The organism is Limimaricola cinnabarinus, assembly GCF_047631075.1.
In the GTDB taxonomy this organism is placed as follows: domain Bacteria; phylum Pseudomonadota; class Alphaproteobacteria; order Rhodobacterales; family Rhodobacteraceae; genus Limimaricola; species Limimaricola cinnabarinus.
In genome coordinates this window covers 40659-58059 of record NZ_JBLHYX010000014.1, presented here as the reverse complement: position 1 = coordinate 58059, position 17401 = coordinate 40659, and the positions used below count along the sequence as shown (strand labels likewise).

General features: G+C 68.6%; 17 protein-coding genes. 10 read left to right on the top strand and 7 right to left on the bottom strand.

Features of this window, described 5'->3' with window-relative positions; all coding sequences use genetic code 11:
* Positions 1–28 precede the first annotated feature (28 nt).
* The 3 genes from ACJASC_RS12355 to ACJASC_RS12345 are packed head-to-tail and all read right to left on the bottom strand — an operon-like array spanning position 29 to position 2720.
* Positions 29–982 (bottom strand): site-specific tyrosine recombinase XerD, encoded by a 954-nt coding sequence (locus ACJASC_RS12355; protein WP_415146316.1) that lies wholly within the window; start codon positions 980–982, stop codon positions 29–31.
* Entirely contained in the window at positions 979–2553 is a 1575-nt protein-coding gene (locus ACJASC_RS12350; RefSeq protein ID WP_415146315.1) for a hypothetical protein, read from the bottom strand. The genes ACJASC_RS12355 and ACJASC_RS12350 overlap by 4 nt, the downstream gene beginning before the upstream one ends.
* Positions 2550–2720 (bottom strand): hypothetical protein, encoded by a 171-nt coding sequence (locus ACJASC_RS12345; RefSeq protein WP_021693097.1) that lies wholly within the window; start codon positions 2718–2720, stop codon positions 2550–2552. Before ACJASC_RS12345 ends, ACJASC_RS12350 begins: the two co-directional genes overlap by 4 nt.
* Positions 2721–2883: 163 nt before the next feature.
* Here ACJASC_RS12345 and ACJASC_RS12340 point away from each other — a divergent pair, with 163 nt between their 5' ends.
* The 3 genes from ACJASC_RS12340 (at position 2884) to ACJASC_RS12330 (ending at position 5389) form a co-directional block, all read left to right on the top strand.
* Positions 2884–3462: a shikimate kinase gene (locus tag ACJASC_RS12340; protein ID WP_415146314.1), complete on the top strand. Its 579-nt coding sequence runs from the start codon at positions 2884–2886 to the stop codon at positions 3460–3462.
* Positions 3459–4580, top strand: coding sequence for a 3-dehydroquinate synthase (gene aroB, locus ACJASC_RS12335; protein WP_415146313.1), 1122 nt, complete (start codon positions 3459–3461; stop codon positions 4578–4580). The genes ACJASC_RS12340 and aroB overlap by 4 nt, the downstream gene beginning before the upstream one ends.
* Positions 4581–4780: 200 nt before the next feature.
* Positions 4781–5389 carry an outer membrane protein gene (locus tag ACJASC_RS12330; RefSeq protein WP_415146312.1) on the top strand — a complete coding sequence of 203 codons (609 nt, stop codon included), beginning with the start codon at positions 4781–4783 and terminating at the stop codon, positions 5387–5389.
* An 85-nt stretch (positions 5390–5474) separates the two neighbouring features.
* Here ACJASC_RS12330 and ACJASC_RS12325 read toward each other — a convergent pair whose 3' ends face one another.
* Positions 5475–6683: a pyridoxal phosphate-dependent aminotransferase gene (locus ACJASC_RS12325; RefSeq protein WP_415146311.1), complete on the bottom strand. Its 1209-nt coding sequence runs from the start codon at positions 6681–6683 to the stop codon at positions 5475–5477.
* Positions 6684–6894: 211 nt separating this feature from the next.
* Here ACJASC_RS12325 and cysS point away from each other — a divergent pair, with 211 nt between their 5' ends.
* Genes cysS through ACJASC_RS12310 form a run of 3 tightly spaced genes read left to right on the top strand, consistent with a single transcriptional unit; the run spans position 6895 to position 10744 of the window.
* On the top strand, positions 6895–8349 hold the full coding sequence (gene cysS, locus ACJASC_RS12320; protein WP_021693102.1) for a cysteine--tRNA ligase: 1455 nt from the start codon (positions 6895–6897) through the stop codon (positions 8347–8349).
* A complete protein-coding gene (gene cimA / locus ACJASC_RS12315; RefSeq protein ID WP_415146310.1) occupies positions 8346–9974 on the top strand; it encodes a citramalate synthase in 1629 nt (542 codons plus the stop codon). Before cysS ends, cimA begins: the two co-directional genes overlap by 4 nt.
* Positions 9971–10744, top strand: a complete 774-nt coding sequence (locus ACJASC_RS12310; RefSeq protein ID WP_415146309.1) for a squalene/phytoene synthase family protein — start codon at positions 9971–9973, stop codon at positions 10742–10744. The genes cimA and ACJASC_RS12310 overlap by 4 nt, the downstream gene beginning before the upstream one ends.
* On the opposite strand, the gene ACJASC_RS12305 is transcribed toward ACJASC_RS12310, so the two are convergent.
* Genes ACJASC_RS12305 through cobA form a run of 3 tightly spaced genes read right to left on the bottom strand, consistent with a single transcriptional unit; the run spans position 10719 to position 14111 of the window.
* Positions 10719–11957, bottom strand: coding sequence for an MFS transporter (locus ACJASC_RS12305; RefSeq protein ID WP_415146308.1), 1239 nt, complete (start codon positions 11955–11957; stop codon positions 10719–10721). The genes ACJASC_RS12310 and ACJASC_RS12305 overlap by 26 nt on opposite strands.
* Before the next feature lie 31 nt (positions 11958–11988).
* Positions 11989–13260 (bottom strand): cobyrinate a,c-diamide synthase, encoded by a 1272-nt coding sequence (locus ACJASC_RS12300; RefSeq protein ID WP_415146307.1) that lies wholly within the window; start codon positions 13258–13260, stop codon positions 11989–11991.
* The gene (gene cobA, locus ACJASC_RS12295) at positions 13260–14111 is read right to left on the bottom strand and encodes a uroporphyrinogen-III C-methyltransferase (RefSeq protein WP_415146306.1); all 852 of its coding nucleotides are present in this window, start codon (positions 14109–14111) and stop codon (positions 13260–13262) included. The genes ACJASC_RS12300 and cobA overlap by 1 nt, the downstream gene beginning before the upstream one ends.
* 84 nt (positions 14112–14195) lie before the next feature.
* On the opposite strand from cobA, the gene ACJASC_RS12290 reads away from it, so the two are divergent.
* The 4 genes from ACJASC_RS12290 to ACJASC_RS12275 are packed head-to-tail and all read left to right on the top strand — an operon-like array spanning position 14196 to position 17264.
* Positions 14196–15245, top strand: a complete 1050-nt coding sequence (locus ACJASC_RS12290; protein WP_415146305.1) for a cobalt-precorrin-5B (C(1))-methyltransferase — start codon at positions 14196–14198, stop codon at positions 15243–15245.
* Entirely contained in the window at positions 15242–15973 is a 732-nt protein-coding gene (locus ACJASC_RS12285) for a cobalt-precorrin-6A reductase (protein WP_415146304.1), read from the top strand. The genes ACJASC_RS12290 and ACJASC_RS12285 overlap by 4 nt, the downstream gene beginning before the upstream one ends.
* A complete protein-coding gene (locus ACJASC_RS12280) occupies positions 15955–16599 on the top strand; it encodes a DNA-3-methyladenine glycosylase family protein (RefSeq protein ID WP_415146303.1) in 645 nt (214 codons plus the stop codon). The genes ACJASC_RS12285 and ACJASC_RS12280 overlap by 19 nt, the downstream gene beginning before the upstream one ends.
* Positions 16596–17264 (top strand): alpha/beta hydrolase, encoded by a 669-nt coding sequence (locus ACJASC_RS12275; protein WP_021693110.1) that lies wholly within the window; start codon positions 16596–16598, stop codon positions 17262–17264. Before ACJASC_RS12280 ends, ACJASC_RS12275 begins: the two co-directional genes overlap by 4 nt.
* Positions 17265–17401 lie beyond the last annotated feature (137 nt).

Sequence of the window (17401 nt, the reverse complement as noted above, 5' to 3'; positions counted from 1 at the left end):
CAGAGTTATGGTCCGGGGCGTGGCGGGATCAACCCTTCTCGCGCGGACGCGCGAGAGGATGATGCTCGTATACGAGCGCGGTCAGGCGCTCGCTCTGCACATGGGTGTAGATCTCGGTGGTCGATAGATCCGCGTGACCCAGAAGCGCCTGGATCGCCCGCAGATCCGCGCCCCCCGCGAGAAGATGGCTCGCGAAGGCATGGCGCAACACATGCGGCGTCACCTGATCCGGAGCAAGCCCCGCGCGCGCGGCCAGATCCTTGATCAGCACGAAAAAGCTCTGCCGCGTCAGGTGGCCGTCGCGGCCGCGCGCGGGAAACAGGAATTTCGAGGCGGGCTTGCCGGCAGCGACCGCCTCGACCTCCGCCGCGTCGCGTCGCGCCAGCCATGCCGAAACGGCGGCCCGTGCGGGGCGCGATAGAGGCACCATCCGCTCGCGCCCGCCTTTGCCGCGCACCAGCAGCATTTCGGGATCGCCGCGCAGCGCCGCCACCGGCAGCGTCACGAGCTCGGACACCCGCAGGCCGGTGGCATAGAGCAGTTCCATCAGGCAGGTGGCGCGCAGCGGATCGCGCGGCTCGGTGCGGGCGGCGGCGAGCAGCGCCTCGACCTCCTCCCGCGAAAGCGTACCGGGCAGGCGGCGCGCCCGGCCCGGTCCCTTGAGCCGGATCGCCGGGTTGTCCTCGCGCCAGCCTTCCTCGAACGCGAATCGAAACAATTGCCGGATCGAGGACAGCCGCCGTGCGCGGGTGGCGCTCGACAACCCTTCGGCCTCGCAGGATATGAGGTAGCGCTCCACGTGGTCCTGCGTGGCACCGGCGAAATGCGCATCCTTGTGCGTCAGCCACCCGGCGAAATCGTTGAGGTCGCGCCCATAGGCCAGAAGCGTGTTGCGCGCGGCATCAAGCTCGGCGGCCTGTGCTTCGAGAAAGGCCGAGATCCAATGCCCCATCGGCATCGCGGCAGCCTGCGCAGCACTCATGAAGAACGCTCCAGCAACAGCAGCTGCAGCGCGACGCGGCGCGCTGTATCCTCCATCCCGACGGCTCGCAGTGTGGCGAGCCCATCGGCAAGCGCCCCGGTGTCGCCGGTGCGGCCCTGCTCGATCAGAAGGATCGCCGTCAGGATGGCCTCGCCCAGCCGACCCTCGTCGATCATGGTCGACAGCCCCGCGGGCGGCGACCTGTCCGAGAACCCGTCGAGCAGGGCGAGGGGGATGGGATCGTCGGGGGCCGGATCGGGACGGGCATCCTCGGACACGCCGCGCGCCAATGCCGATAGCAAGGCGTCGCGCGGGGTTGCGGCCTCAAGCGGCTGCGCGGCGGCCTCGTAATCGGGGCCGAGCAGAGCCATTTCCTGTGCAATCCGCGTCGTTTTCCCGGGCAGATCTACGCCAACAAGATCAGGCCCGTAGTGCTGGGCGAAGGCGGACTGAAGCCGCGCGTCGCGCATTGCCTCCCATGCAGGGGGCAACGTTTGCGCGACCTTTCCCGTGTCGCCCGCGCGCAGGGCCGTGTCGAAGCCCTGTATCGCGGCGGCCCGATCCCACAATCCGCCCGAGGCGGCGGGCACGCGGGCCGTATAGACGCCGAACAGCCGCGCGGGCTCGATCGCGCCGTGGCGGGCGAGCCGTTCAGCTGCCTCGATCTGTGCGCGCCACGCCTTGGTGGGACGCAGGTCGGCATGGCTGAAGGCGCGGGGCAGGGAAGCCGCCGGCATCGCCTCGCCCACCGCTTCGCGCAGGCGGTAGACCAAGGGCGTCACTCGTTCGGGCGCCTCAAGCGGCGGCTCGCCCTCATAGAGGTCGGGGTCGAGAAAACGCGACAACATGGCGTCCTCGGCATCGGTCACCTCGGCCAGCGCGCGAGCCGAGTTGAGCGTCAGCGCCGCGGCCTGCCAGTCGCCTTCGCGAGCAAGACAGAAGATCCGTGCGGGCCAAGTCGGGGCGATGACGGGCTTGTTGCGCATGGCGCGGCAAGCCGCGTTCTCGGAGCCGGTGAGCAGCGCGGTGTCGAACCAGCGCCGGAACCGCTCGGGATCGTCGGGGCCGGCCTCCTGCAGCAGTTCGGCCGCCGGATCGAGCGCGCCCATCTCGAGCAGCCGGTCGATCCGTGCGAGAAACAGCGCGCCGCGCCCGTCCGCATCGGTAGGAGGATCGGCCTCGGCCACCATCAGGAGCTGCAGCAGCGCCTCGAGGGCGGGGAGCGTGTCGAGCGGCTGCGCCTCGATCAGGGCGATCAGACGGTCCTGCTCGCTGGCCGACCACAGATGGCGCGGCAGGCCCGAGACACGCGGCCCGACCAGCCCCACGGAATCGGGAGACGCGGAATCGAGCGGGCGCACCGAAACATGCGGCGCGGCCGCGCTGTCGGCCACGGGCGGCTCTTCGGTGTCGGGCCCGGGGGCCGTCGTGTCGGGCAGGGCCACCGACCGCGACAGCCAGTCGATCGCGGAGAGCGGTTCTCCGCCAGTCGCGTCCTGCTGCGCGGCTCCGGGCTGGGCCAAGGCCGCGATCGCGGTGGTCACGAGCAGGAGGCGCGCGGCGCGCGTCACTGACCGATCCCGAGGGTGACGGGCTTGGTCACCTCCGTGGCGGGGGCCGCAAAATCATCGGGGAACAGCATCGGTCCCACATAGGCATAGGCCAGAACACCCAACACGGCCAACACCGCGAGGATCAGCGCCGCTTTCACCAGCGCCCAGATCAGTCGTCTCAGCATCTCAGTCGTTTCCTTGCCCCGGTCTGCGGGCAGCCGTGCGCCGCCTCTTTCGAACGATTCATAACTGGTCTTTCGGCGGATATCACGTCATTCAGGGCGAGAAATTGCCGGGCTCGTACTGCGGGCCGCGACAAGGGGACGGATGCAGGCGGGGAAGGCGCAGATGACGGTACGGGACGACGCCGGAGCGCCGGGCGCGCGGCAGCTGCGACGACCCCTGGTCCTCGTTGGGATGATGGGATCAGGCAAGACCGCCATCGGCCGCGCTCTCGCCACACGGCTGGGCTGCGGATTCGTCGACAGCGACGCGGCCATCGAGGAGGCTGCGAAATGCACGATCGCCGAGATATTCGCCCGCGACGGTGAGCCGTTCTTTCGTGCCCGAGAGCGCGAAGTGCTAGGGCGGCTGCTCGAAGCGGGGCCGCGCGTGATCTCGACCGGAGGCGGCGCGTATCTCGCCCCTGCCAATCGCGACATGATCTCCCGGCTGGGGGCGGCGCTGTGGCTCGACGCCGATCTCGATCTTCTGTGGGAACGGGTGCGCCACAAATCCACCCGGCCCCTGCTGCGCACCGCGGATCCACGCGGCACGCTGTCGCGCCTGCTCACCGAGCGCCGCCCCGTCTATGCGCAAGCCGAACTGCGGCTTATCGCGCAGCCGGGGGATTCGATCGACCGGACCACCAGCCGCGTGATCGAGACCCTCGCCACCCGGCCCGACATCATGGAGACAGAGCAATGATCGCCCCCAAGACTGCCACCGTCCGGGTCGACCTACCGGGGCGGGCCTATGACATTCATGTCGGCGCCGGGCTTGTGGCGCAGGCAGGGCATCACCTGCGCCCGCTGCTGCGCCGCCCGCGCGTCGCGATCCTTACCGACGAGACCGTGGCACAGGCGCATCTGGCGGCACTCGAAGCCGGACTCGCTGCCCAAAGCATCGAGGCGGTGAGCCTCGCGCTGCCTGCGGGCGAGGCAACCAAGTCGTGGAACGGTCTGGCCCGCGCGACCGAATGGCTGATCGAGAGCCGCGTCGAGCGCGGCGATCTCGTCGTGGCTTTTGGCGGCGGGGTGATCGGCGATCTGGCCGGGTTCGCCGCCGCCATCGCCCGGCGCGGCATTCGATTCGTGCAGATGCCTACCTCGCTCCTGGCCCAGGTCGACAGTTCGGTCGGCGGCAAGACCGGCATCAACACCGCGCAGGGCAAGAACCTTGCCGGGGCGTTTCACCAGCCGGTTCTCGTGCTTGCTGACATCGCGCTGCTCGACACGCTGCCCGAGCGCGAGTTTCTCTCGGGCTATGGCGAAGTGGTGAAATACGGCCTTCTGGGCGACGCGGATTTCTTCGAATGGCTTGAAATCAACGGCCCGCGCCTGCGCGACGGCGACCGCGACGCCCGGCTCGAGGCGGTGCGGCGGTCGTGCGAGATGAAGGCCGAGATCGTGATGCGCGACGAAACCGAACAGGGTGACCGGGCACTTCTCAATCTGGGGCACACCTTCTGTCACGCGCTCGAGGCGGCGACGGGCTATTCGGATCGGCTCAAGCATGGCGAGGGGGTGGCGATCGGCTGCGTACTGGCCTTCGATCTGTCGGCGCGCCTTAAGCTCTGCCCGCAGGAGGAGCCGAGCCGCGTGCGCGCGCATCTGGCCACGATGGGCATGCGAGCCGAGCTGCGCGACATCCCCGGCGATCTGCCCCCCGCCGAATCGCTGTTGGCGCTTATGGGGCAGGACAAGAAGGTGAAAGACGGCAAGCTGCGCTTCGTGCTGGCCCGCGCGATAGGTGAGGCATTTGTCACTTCGGATGTGCCACCGGAGGCAGTGATTTCGGTCCTGTCGAACAGTGCCGCAGGGTAATCGGCAGGACGCCGCCGACACATGGGCCGATCTCTGCGCGCAGACGGCGTCGACCCTGCGCATTTTTCTGCAGCTGCATTGAACCTTCCCATGGCCCATGTGTTCTAGGCGAGGACGCACCGGCCCAGATCGGTGGTCCGCCACGGTCGCCCCCCTCCCAATCATCGGGTGACCGGGCATGGAACGAAGAGGAACTACACATGAATTTCAAGACCCCCACCTTTGCACTGACCTTCGGCCTTCTGGCCGCCCCCGCCTTTGCCGGTGGTCTGGCCATGCCGGTTGCCGATCCGGTGGCCCCCGCCGCCCCCGTCGCCGTGGCCCCCGTCGTCGCGACCGGGTCCGACTGGTCGGGCTTCTACGCCGGTGGCCAGCTCGGCTACGGCGAAGCCGAAACCGATGACGACACGTTCGATGAGGACGGCGCCGTCTATGGTGGCCAGCTGGGCTACAACTACGACTTCGGCAAGCTCGTCCTCGGTGGCGAAGTGTCCTATGTCGGCACCGAGATCGGTGACGAGGACAGCGCCACCGAGATCGACGGCATCGCCACTGCCAAGCTGCGCGCGGGCTATGACGCGGGCGCCTTCCTGCCCTACGTGACCGCCGGTTACGCCAGCGCCTACACCGCCGATGACATCGGCGGCGAAGACCAGTTCGACGGCTACGTCTACGGTGCCGGCGTGGACTACAAGGTCACCGAGAACATTGTCGTCGGCGGCGAAGTGCTGCAGCATGAGTTCGAAGACCTCGGCGCCACCGACCTCGAAGCGACCACCGCCGCGGCGCGTGTGTCCTACCAGTTCTGATCGGACGGGCCCGGCGATCTGCCGGGCAGCCTCGATCACGACTAGCGGAAAAGGGGGTCGGTCACGGCCCCCTTTTTCATGTCTGCTACCGCGCTTGCGGCCCGGCCATTTCTCGGGCCAGTTCTCCGGCCAGCGCCAGCAGCCGCACCAGCGCCGCCTCGAGCTGTGTATCCTCGACCGTCAGCGCCACGCGCACATGCCCCGCGGCCGCCCGGCCAAAACTTTCGCCCGGCATCACCGCGATCCGCTCGCGCTCAAGCAGCGCCTCGGCAAAGGCTTCGCCATCGAGCCCGGTGGCCCGGATGTCGAGCAGCGCATACATCGCACCCTGCATCGGCACCGCCCGCACCACCGGCTGCGCCGCGACGAGACGCTGCGCGATGTCGCGCCGCCGCCGGAACGGTGCCGCGACCTCCGCCTCGAAGGCTGGTCCCAGCCGCAGCGCATGCAGCGCCGCGTCCTGCACGAAGCCGGGGATGCCGTAAGTCATGTGGGTGGCAAGGTCTTCGAGCGCGTCTATCGCGCCCTCAGGGCCAACGATCCAACCGATCCGGCTGCCGGTCATCGCGTGGCCCTTGGACATTGATCCCACGACAAGCGTCCGTTCCCCGAGGCCGGACAAGGCGCGGGGGCTCAGATGCTCGCCCTCCCAGACCTGCCCCTCATAGACCTCGTCCGAGATGAGCCAGAGGTCCCGGCGTTGGCACAGCGCGCCGATCTCGGCCAAGGCGTCGCGCCCATAGACCGCACCGGTCGGGTTGTTGGGCGTGTTGATGAGCAGCGAGCGTACGCGGCCCCCATGCCTGTCGATCGCGGCCTCCAGATCACTGGCGCGCGGCACGAAGCCATCTTCGGCACGCGCCACCACCGGCAACGCCGCCGTCCCCGCCGCGCGCAGCGTGCCGGGGTAGGTGGCATAGAACGGGTCGACATAGAGCGCGCCGTCCCCGGCGTCGCACGCGGCCAGATGCGCCATGAAGAGACCGGCCTGCCCGCCGGGCACGATGAGGACGTTCTCGGGCGCGGTTGCCACACCGCTTTGCGCCTCCACCCGCCGGGCGATCTCGGCCCGGAGACCGGCGATGCCCGGAACGGCGGCATAGCCGGTGTGACCGCCCAATGCTGCGCGGTTCATGGCGTCGAGGATGCCCGGATCGGTGCGAATGTCGTGTTCGCCGATGGTCAGTTCGGTGACGGGGATCCCGGCCTCGATCATCCGGCGGGCCTTGCGGAACAGGCCCCAGCCGTCCGAACCGCCGGCGGTGATCTGCGTGATGCGATGTGAAACTGTCATGTCGTCCACAAGGGCGGGCTCGCATCCCACTGTCAATCGCCCGAGACGCTGGACGTAGGACGACACGGCTGCTAGATCGCTTTCCATGACGAGCACGAGCATCATCATCGGCTGCATCATTTCCTGCTGACTTGCGTCACGCGGGCCGCTCTCACGTTTTCCCGATGGAACACAGGATCAGCCCGCCGGCGTCACCGCCTGCGAGGCCCACATGACGACGATCCGCCTGCACGACACCAAGACCCGCCGCAAGGTGGAGTTCACGCCGATCGACCCGGAGAACATCCGGCTCTATGTCTGCGGGCCGACGGTCTATGACCGGGCGCATCTGGGCAACGCGCGGCCGGTGCTGGTGTTCGACCTGCTCTACCGGCTGCTGCGCGAAATCTTCGGCCCGGACCATGTCGCCTATGCGCGCAACTTCACCGACGTCGACGACAAGATCAACGCGCGCGCGGCCCAGACCGGTCGCCCGATCCGCGAGATCACCAATGAGACGATCCTGTGGTATCATCAGGACATGGACGCGCTCGGCGCGCTGCGGCCCGATCACGAACCACGCGCCACCGATTACATCGGCCAGATGGTCGCGATGATCGAACGCCTCGTGCTCTCGGGTCATGCCTATGCCGCCGAGGGCCACGTGATGTTCTCGGTATCGAGCCATGCCGAGTACGGCGCGCTGTCGGGCCGCGCGGTCGAGGACATGATCGCGGGCGCGCGCGTCGAGGTGGCCCCCTACAAGCGCGACCCGATGGATTTCGTGCTGTGGAAGCCGTCGCGCGACGACGAGCCCGGATGGGACGGTCCTGTTGTTGAAGGCCAGAGCGTCGGGCGCGGGCGTCCGGGCTGGCACATCGAGTGCTCGGCCATGTCCTACCAGCTCTTCGGCGAAAGCTTCGACATCCATGGCGGCGGCATCGATCTGCAGTTTCCACACCACGAGAACGAGATCGCGCAATCCGCCTGCGCCCATCCTGAAGGCGATTTCGCGCGGATCTGGATGCACAACGAGATGCTGCAGGTCGAAGGCAAGAAGATGTCCAAGTCCTTGGGCAATTTCTTCACCGTGCGCGACCTGCTCGACCGCGGTGTGCCGGGCGAAGTGATCCGTCTTGTCATGCTGGGCACGCATTACCGCAAGCCGATGGACTGGACCGAGGACAAGCGCGCCGAGGCCGAGGCGACGCTGGCCAAGTGGTACGGCATCCTGCACGCGCACGGCTTTACCGCCAGGATGGTCAAGGGCCTGAAGGCGTCTGGCGAGTGGTGCATGGACAAGGAGTTCCTCGGCGTACTTGCCAACGATCTCAACACCCCCGGCGCCATCGCCCGGATGCATGTTCTGGCGGCGGCCAAGACTCCGGCCAAGCTCGTGCCCTTTGCCGCCACGCTCGAACTGATGGGGCTGATCGAGGATTGGGACGCGCTCGCCACCCTCGCGGGGGCCGACGCGGCGCCCGCGATCGCGCCCGAGGTCGACGCCGCCGTCACTGCGCTTCTATCGCGCAGGGCGCAGGCGCGCGCCGCCAAAGACTGGGCCGAGGCCGACCGCATCCGCGACATCCTCAGCGCCGCAGGCGTGCAGGTGACCGATATGGGCGGGCAGGCAAGCTGGCAGCCCGGCCCGGATTTCGACGAGACCAAACTCGGGGGCAGCGCATGACCGACCGGCTCTATCTTTACGACACGACGTTGCGCGACGGGCAGCAGACCCAAGGCGTACAATTCTCGACCCGCGAGAAGATCCAGATCGCGCAGGCGCTTGACGGTCTCGGCATCGACCAGATCGAAGGCGGTTGGCCTGGCGCCAACCCAACCGACAGCGAGTTCTTCGAAAATCCGCCCGCGACCCGCGCCACGATCACCGCCTTCGGCATGACCAAGCGGGCCGGGCGGTCGGCCGCCAATGATGAAGTGCTGGGGGCGGTGCTCAACGCAAACACCTCGTCGGTCTGCATCGTCGGCAAGACGCATGATTTTCACGTCACCACGGCGCTCGGCATCACGCTCGACGAAAACCTCGCCAACATCCGCGGGTCGATCGCGCATATCGTGGCGCAGGGCCGCGAAGCGCTGTTCGATGCCGAGCATTTCTTCGACGGCTGGAAGGCGAACCCGGGCTACACCCTCGCCGCCATCCGCTCCGCCTATGATGCCGGCGCGCGCTGGGTCGTGCTGTGCGACACCAATGGCGGCTCCATGCCCGAGGAAATCGCGGCCATCACCCGCGACGTGATCGCCGCCGGAATCCCGGGCGATCATCTGGGCATCCATTGCCATGACGACACCGGGCAGGCGGTGGCCTGTTCACTGGCCGCGGTCGAAGCAGGCGCGCGCCAGATCCAGGGCACGCTCAACGGACTGGGCGAGCGCTGCGGTAATGCCAACCTCACCACGCTGATCCCGACGCTGCTGCTCAAGGAGCCCTACGCCTCGACGATGCGGACCGGCGTGACGCCGGACGCGCTCAAGGGGCTGCGCCGTGCCTCGCGGCTTCTCGACGACATCCTCAACCGGGTACCGATGAAGCAGGCCCCCTATGTCGGCGCCTCGGCCTTTGCCCACAAGGCCGGGCTGCATGCGAGCGCGATCGCCAAAGACCCCTCGACCTACGAGCACATCGAGCCGGGCATCGTCGGCAATTCCCGCATCGTGCCGATGTCGAACCAGGCGGGGCAATCGAACCTGCGCGAACGCCTCGCCCGCGCCGGGATCGAGGTCGAGAAGGGCGATCCCGCGCTCGCCCGCATCCTCGACCGGATCAAGGAGCAGGAGTCGCGCGGCTATTCCTACGACACCGCGCAGGCGAGCTTCGAACTGCTGGCGCTGGACGAGCTGGGGCGGCTGCCGGACTTCTTCGAGGTCAAGCGCTACCGTGTCACGGTCGAGCGGCGCCGCAACAAGCGTGGCAAGATGGTGTCGCTGTCCGAGGCGGTGGTCGTGGTCAAGATCGGCGGCGAGAAGGTGATGAGTGTGTCGGAAAGCGCCGGGCCGGACGGGTCGGATCGCGGTCCGGTCAACGCGCTCAGTCGCGCGCTGGGCAAGGATCTCGGCCCCTACCAGTCGATCATCGACGACGTGCATCTCGTCGACTTCAAGGTGCGCATCACCGATGGGGGCACCGAGGCCGTCACCCGCGTCATCATCGACAGCGAGGACGGGCAGGGGGAGCGCTGGTCCACCGTGGGCGTCTCGGCCAACATCGTCGATGCGAGCTTCGACGCGCTGGTGGACTCCATCCGCTGGAAGCTGATCCGAGACGGCGCAGCACCGGTGGCGCGGCCATGAGCGTCGCCGCCTGTGCAGGTCTCGTCGAACGTGGCGATCCCGACCGGTTCCGCGCGGCCATGACTGCGCCGGTGGCCGCCCGCGAAAAGCTGTTTCCGCTCTATGCCTTCAACCTCGAAGTGGCGCGTGCGCCCTTCGTGACCAAGGAGCCGATGATCGCGGAGATGCGGTTGCAATGGTGGCGCGACGTGGTCGAGGAGATCGTCGGCGGCGCGCCCGTGCGCGCCCACGAAGTCGCAGCCCCCCTGGCGCAGGTCGTGCGCGAGGCGGCCTTGCCCGAAGCCGCGCTCGACGCCTTGGTGGCCGCGCGGCGGTGGGACATCTACTCGGACCCGTTCGAGGATCAGGCCGCCCTCGACGCGCATGTCGACGCCACGGCGGGCGGGCTGATGTGGCTATCGGCCAAGGCGCTCGGGGCCGGTGACGACGAGGAAGGTCCGATCCGCAGGGCGGGCTTCGGCCACGGCGTGGCGCTCTGGCTCATGGCGATCCCCGGCTTCGAGGAGCGTGGCAAACGCCCGCTCGTCGATGGACGCCCCGAGGCGGTACGCGAGTTCGCCCGGCGCGGACTCAAAGCGCTGCATGACGCTCGAAAGACGCGACTGTCAAAGAAGGCGGTCGTCCCGGCGCTGCGCGCCGCGTGGCAGGCCGAGGGCGTCCTGAAGCGCGCGGTGGCCGATCCGGGCCGCGTCGCGCAGGGCGCCTTGACCCCCGGCCCCGCCGCCGGTGCCGCCGCGCTGGCGCTCAGGGCCGCGACGGGGCGATGGTAACCCGGCGGCGGTTACGGAGCCAAAGAAGTGCACCACCCGCCAACGCCAACGCGGGGAACATCGCCGAGTTGACGGAAAACCACCCTTGGGCGGGCATCCCGCCGGAGCAGTTCATGAGCCCGCCCGACGACAGCGACGCCAGCGTCACGAAGCCGAAAACCAACGTGTCGTTGAGGCCCTGCACCACGCCGCGCTCTTCGGGGCGGTGCTCGGAGGTGAGCATCGCTGTCGCGCCGATGAAACCGAAGTTCCAGCCAAGGCCAAGCAGGATCAGCGTGGCGTAGAAGGCGGGCAGGCTCGTGCCCGACAGGCCAGTCAGTCCGGCGGCCCCAAGAAGCGCCAGCCCCGTGCCCACGATCCGCGCCGCGCCGAATCGCGCGATGAGGTGGCCGGTGAAGAACGACGGCACATACATCGCGAGCACATGCGCCGAGACGATGTCATTGGCGTGGTCGCGCCCATGCCCCATGCCGACCACCGCGAGCGGGGTGGAGGTCATCACGAGGTTCATCAGTCCGTAGGACACCATCGCGCAGAGAATCGCGACGAGAATGCCCGGCTCGCGCAGCAGGGCCCGCCGGGACCGGTTCGGGACCGGCGCGATCTTGGGATCGGAGGGCGTGCCGACCGGCAGGTCGAGCCCGAGGAATAGAAACAGCCCCCCGAGGTTCAGCGCCATCACGGCGAGGTAGCTGCCCAGAAAGGGTATCGCGAAGGCGTCGAGCACCGCCTTGTTGAGCTGCGGGCCGATGATCGCCGCACCGAGACCGCCCGCCATCACCCATGAGATCGCCTTGGGGCGGAAGCTGTCGGAGGCCGAATCGGCGGCCGCGAAACGGTAGAAGCCCTGCGCCGACATGTAGATGCCGGTGACATAGGAGCCAAGCAGCAGCACCGGGAACGAGCCGAGCATCAGCCCCAGCGCCCCGAGCCCGGCACCGAGCGCCCCGGCGATGCCCCCGATCACGAACCCCGCGCGTCGTCCGCGCCGCTGCATCAGCGGCGAGATCCACGGCGCCGTGGTCATCGAGCCGAACACTATGAGCGAGATCGGCAGAGTGGCGAGGCAGGCATTGGGCGACAGCTCCGCCCCCACGAGGCCGCCGATCACGAAAAGGATGGGCATCTGCGCGCCGAGGATCGCCTGTGCTGCGACCAGAAACGCGGTATTGCGCTTGGCGCGGCGATCGTCGGGAATGGGTGCGCTTGTCATGCATCACCGGTAGCGGCCACGCGCCGCTCTGTCACGCCCGATCGATAAGATGCGCGAACGATCCGCAGACCGGCCCCTCCCGCAGCCCCATCGGTGGCAAGGCCGTGCCTTCCGCGTCGCGGGCCTCGAACAGCGGCGCGCCGATGGCCGAGAGCGTGGTGGCATAGTGGAACTCATGCGCGGTCCAGTCGCCCCTGAACGGCCCATGCGCCGCCGTCACGCGGCGATAGGCTAAATGGAGCTTGCGGCTGGCGAAGGACGTCGAAAGCCGCAGCAACCCCGCCATTTGGTGCGCGGTGCCCTCCGCATCTGTCAGGCTGTCGCCCAGAACCATGTATCCGCCACATTCTCCATATATCTCAGAATTCTGAGCCGACTTTCTAAGGCTTTGCATGAATATCTGCGCTCCGGCCAGCTTGCCTGCGTGAAGCTCGGGATAACCACCCGGAAGCAGCACCAGATCCGCCTCCGGGACGGCTTGGTCGGCCAAGGGCGAGAAGGGCCGGATCTCAGCGCCCTGTGCATGCCAATCGGCCAAAAGATGCGGGTAGGAGAAAGCGAAGGCCGCATCCTGCGCCAGTGCGATACGTTGCGCGGGCGGCGGCACGTGCGGACCGGTACGTGGCGGCAAGGGAGCGGCGGACTGCGCCAACCCCATGAGGGCGCCGAGATCGAGATGCGCCTCGACGAGGTCGGCGGCGTGATCGATAAAGCGGTCGAGGTCGAGACGTTCACCCGCCTGCACCAGGCCGAGGTGGCGGGAGGGATGCGAAAGGCCCGTTTCACGCGGTAGCGCCCCGAGCACCGGCAGGCCGATGCGCTCCAGCGCCCGGCGCAGCATTCCCTCGTGTCGGGGGGAACCCACGCGGTTCAACACGACCCCACCGATCCGGACCTTTGGATCGAAGCCTGCGAACCCCGCCACGAGGGGCGCCACGGATTGCGCCATGCGACCGGCATCGACCACCAGCACGACCGGAAGGCCTAGTTGCCGCGCCAGATCGGCGCTGGCCCCTCGACCATCGGGCGGCGCGCCGTCGAAGAGGCCCATCGCGCCTTCGACCACCAAGGTCTCGGCCCCGCCTGCCAAGGCCTTCAAACGTTCGGCGCCCATCGCCCAGGCATCCAGATTGAAGCAGGCCGCCCCGCAGGCCGCCTCATGGAAGCGGGGGTCGATATAGTCCGGTCCGGATTTCGCGCCCCGCACCGCGATCCCGCGCCGCGAGACCGCGCGCAGGATGCCGAGCGTGACCGTGGTCTTTCCCGAGCCGGAGGAAGGTGCGGCGATCAACAGGCCGGGCATCAGCCCTGCTCGGCGGGCCGTCCGCGTCCCAGCGGATCGAGATCGCGCGGGGCTTCGCCCGCGAGTTGGCCCTGCCAGTCGAGCACCTGCCGCATCAAGGCCGCGCGGCCGATGCAGATGATCGCCGGCGGCTCCAGCTTCGTATGTTCGATGTCCTCGGCCATGCGGTCGAGCCGGGTCTCCAGCACCTTCTGCGAAGGCGTGGTAGCGCCCGCGACCACCGCCACCGGTTCGTCCACCGCGCGACCCGCCGCGAGCAGGGCGTCGGCGATGGCGCTGGCATGCTTGATGCCCATGTAGATCACGATGACCTGGCTGCCGCGCGAGATCGCGGCCCAGTCGAGCGAGGAGGGCGTGGCACCCGATTGGTCGTGGCCGGTCACGAAGGTCACCGACTGGTTCACGTCGCGATGTGTGACCGGAATACCGGCGTAGGCCAGCCCGCCGATGCCGGCGCTGATGCCCGGAATGATCCGTACCCGTACGCCATGCTGCACCAGCGTCTGCGCCTCTTCGCCGCCGCGACCGAAGACGAAGGGATCGCCCCCCTTGAGCCTGAGCACCCGCCGCCCGGCCTGCGCCAGTTCGACGAGCCGCAGCGAGATGTCGCGCTGCTTGGCCGAAGGTTTGCCGCCCCGCTTCCCGGCATAGATCTTCTTGGCGTCGGGCGCCCAGTCGAGGATACGCTCGTCGACCAGCGCGTCGTAGACGATGACATCGGCCTGCCGGAGCGCGTTGAGCGCGTGCAGCGTCAGCAGGCCCGGATCGCCGGGGCCCGCGCCGCAAAGCCAGACCCAGCCGGGTTCGAGGGCGGGCCAGTGATGGGCGGGGAGGGCGATCGAGTCGGTCATGGGATCGTTATTGCCGCGCGCCCGGCGCGAGGGAACCCCCGGTCGCGCTTTCCACCATCGCCCCGCGCGCCTAATGTCGCGCATATGAGCACGCCCGCCCCCCTTCGCCGCGGTTGGACCACCGGCGCCTGCGCCGCCGCCGCCACGCGCGCGGCGCTGTTGCGGCTCTGGGGTGGAGCATGGCTAGGCGAGGTGTCGATCACCCTGCCGCGTGGCGAAACGCCGGTCTTTGCTGTGGCGCATCGGGATGAGGGCGAGGGCTGGGCCGAAGCGGGTATCGTCAAGGATGCGGGTGACGACCCGGATGTCACGCATGGCGCACTGATCGTGGCGCGGGTACGCGAGGCGGCGCAGGGCGTGACGTTCCGCGCGGGCGAGGGTGTGGGCTTGGTGACCAAGGCCGGACTGCCCGTCCCGCCGGGGGAGCCCGCGATCAACCCCGTGCCGCGCGCCATGATGGAGGAGGTGGTGGCCGAGATCGCCGCCGACCTCGCGCGCGCGCCGAATGTCGAGATCACCATCTCGGTCCCTGGCGGCGCGGCGCTGGCCGAGAAGACGTGGAACCCGCGCCTCGGGATCACCGGAGGCATATCGATCCTCGGCACCACGGGCATTGTGCGTCCGTTCTCCTGCGCGGCTTGGATCGCCTCGATCCACCGGGGCGTCGACGTGGCGCGCGCGACAGGGTTGATGCATGTGGCAGGCTGCACCGGGGCGACATCCGAGAGGGTGGTTCAGGGGCTTCATGGTCTGCCGGATCACGCGATGCTCGACATGGGCGATTTCGCGGGCGGCATGTTGAAATACTTGGCCAAACACCCTGTGCCGCGCGTCACCATCGGTGGCGGCATCGGCAAGATCACCAAGCTCGCACAGGGTGCGGTGGATTTGCATTCTGCCCGGTCCCAAGTGGATTTCGCCGCGCTCGCCGAATTGGCGGGCGTGCCGGGGATCGCGGCGGCTAACACGGCGCTCGATGCGGCGCGGATGGTCCCTGATCTGGGGCAGCGCGTGGCCGAAGCGGCGCTGGCGCAGCTCTCCTCCCGTTTCGGCACCGCGCGGGACGGCAGCGCCATCGCCTTCGACGTGGTGGTCATCGACCGCGCGGGCACGATCCTCGGGCGCGCCTCGTGACGGTGTTGGTGCTCGCCGGAACCCGCGAGGGGCGCGAGATCGCCGCCGGGCTGGCCACGCGCGGCATGCCGGTGCTGGCCTCGCTCGCCGGGCGCACGCGTCGTCCGCTCGATCCGGGCGTCCCGGTGCGCAGTGGCGGGTTCGACGGCGAGGCGGGATTTCGTGCCGCGCTCGATGAGCATGGCATCACCGCCGTGATCGACGCCACCCATCCCTTTGCCGAGACCATCACCGGGCGCACCGCTCGGATCTGCTGCGAGATCGGCCTGCCGCATCTCATTCTGCGCCGCCCCGGCTGGACGCCCGCGCCGGGAGACGACTGGACCCGCATCAAGGCCGAGGCCGACCTCGCGGCGCATGTGCCGCGCGGCAAGACCGTTTTTCTGGCCACCGGGCCACAGCGGCTCGAAGCTTTCAGCGGTCTCGAAGGCCGCCGCGTGCTGTGCCGCAGGATCGATCCGGCGCCGGGGCCGTTCCCCCATGAGGACGGCCAATGGGTCGTCTCGCGCCCGCCTTTCAGCGCCGACGACGAAATGGCGCTCTTCGCGCTGATGGGGGTCGACGTGCTGGCGGCCAAGGATTCGGGCGGTGAGGACGGGCGCGCCAAGCTCGAAGCGGCGCGTAGGCTGGGGCTGAAGGTCGTGCTGCTCGACCGGCCGCCGCTGCCCGACGGGGCGCAGGTGGTCGAAACGGTGGAAGCGGCGCTGCAATGGGCGGAGGATCTGTGAGCGAACGCATCATCACGCATGAGGACCACGTGGCCGAGGGGGCCGGTTGGCTCGCGGCGAACACCGATCATTTCGCCCGGCTTCTCGAGATCACCGGTCCGCTGCCGCTGCGCCGCACGCCTGACGGCTTTGGTCAACTCGCGTCTGCCATCGTCAGCCAGCAGGTGTCGACCGCCTCGGCGCGGGCGATCCGGGGGCGGCTCGAAGAGGCCGGTCTGCTACGGGCCGAAACGCTCGCTTTGGCGGATGACGAGAGCCTTCGCGCCTGTGGCCTGTCGCGCCAGAAGATGCGCTACCTGCGGGCGCTGGCGCAGGCGGGGATCGACTTCGGCATCCTGCGCGACGCGCCCACGGACGAGGTCATCGCTACCCTCACCGCCGTCACCGGCATCGGCGTCTGGACCGCCGAGATCTATGCCATGTTCGCGCTGGGCCGGGCGGATGTCTTCGCACCCGGCGACCTCGCGCTGCAGGAGGGGGCGCGGCACCTGCTGGGGCTGGAGGAGCGGCCCAAGGAACGCGCGCTGCGCGAGATCGCGGCGCAATGGTCACCTTGGCGCGCGGTTGCGGCACGCGGTCTGTGGGAATACTACCACCATGTGAAGGGCAGGGAAGGAATCCTATGACACGCGCGTTGCAATCCGGCCGAGTGGAGCCGCTCAGCGGCGAGATGCGCTCGGCGGTGGTCTTCCTGCATGGCTACGGCGCCAACGGGGCCGATCTTCTGGGGCTTGCCGATCCGCTGGCCGAGCACATGCCGGACACGCTGTTTCTCGCACCCGATGCGCCGGAAGCCTGCATCGGCGCGCCGATGGGGTTCCAGTGGTTCCCGATCCCGTGGATCGACGGGTCGAGTGAAGAAGAGAGCCGCCAGGGCCTCGCCCGCGCCGCCGAGGATCTCAATGCCTTTCTCGATGGGGTCATGGTCGATGAGGACCTGCTGCCCGAGCAGGTGATGGTCGTGGGCTTTTCGCAAGGCACGATGATGGCACTGCACGTGCTGCCGCGCCGCGAGGACGCGGTCGCGGGGCTGGTGGCCTTTTCGGGCCGGCTGCTCGAGCCCGAGCTTCTCGCCGACGAGGTGCAGAACCGGCTGCCGATCCTTCTGGTGCATGGCGACATGGACGAGGTGGTGCCGCCGCAATCGCTGCCCGAGGCGGCGCAGGCGCTGCAGGAGGCCGGTTGGACCGACCTTTATGCCCATGTAATGAAGGGCACGGCGCATGGAATCGCCCCCGACGGACTCGAAGTGGCGCTGGCCTTCATGCGCGAGCGTCTCGGGATCGCCTGATCTCGGGGCAGAACGACCGCTCATCGTCATGTTGATGTCATCCACGCGGGCCAAGCTGATCCTTGCGACGACACGACCTTGGGACTTGCCAGCTTGTCGCCGCCAGATATAGTCGATGTACGGCAGGAGCGGGGCTC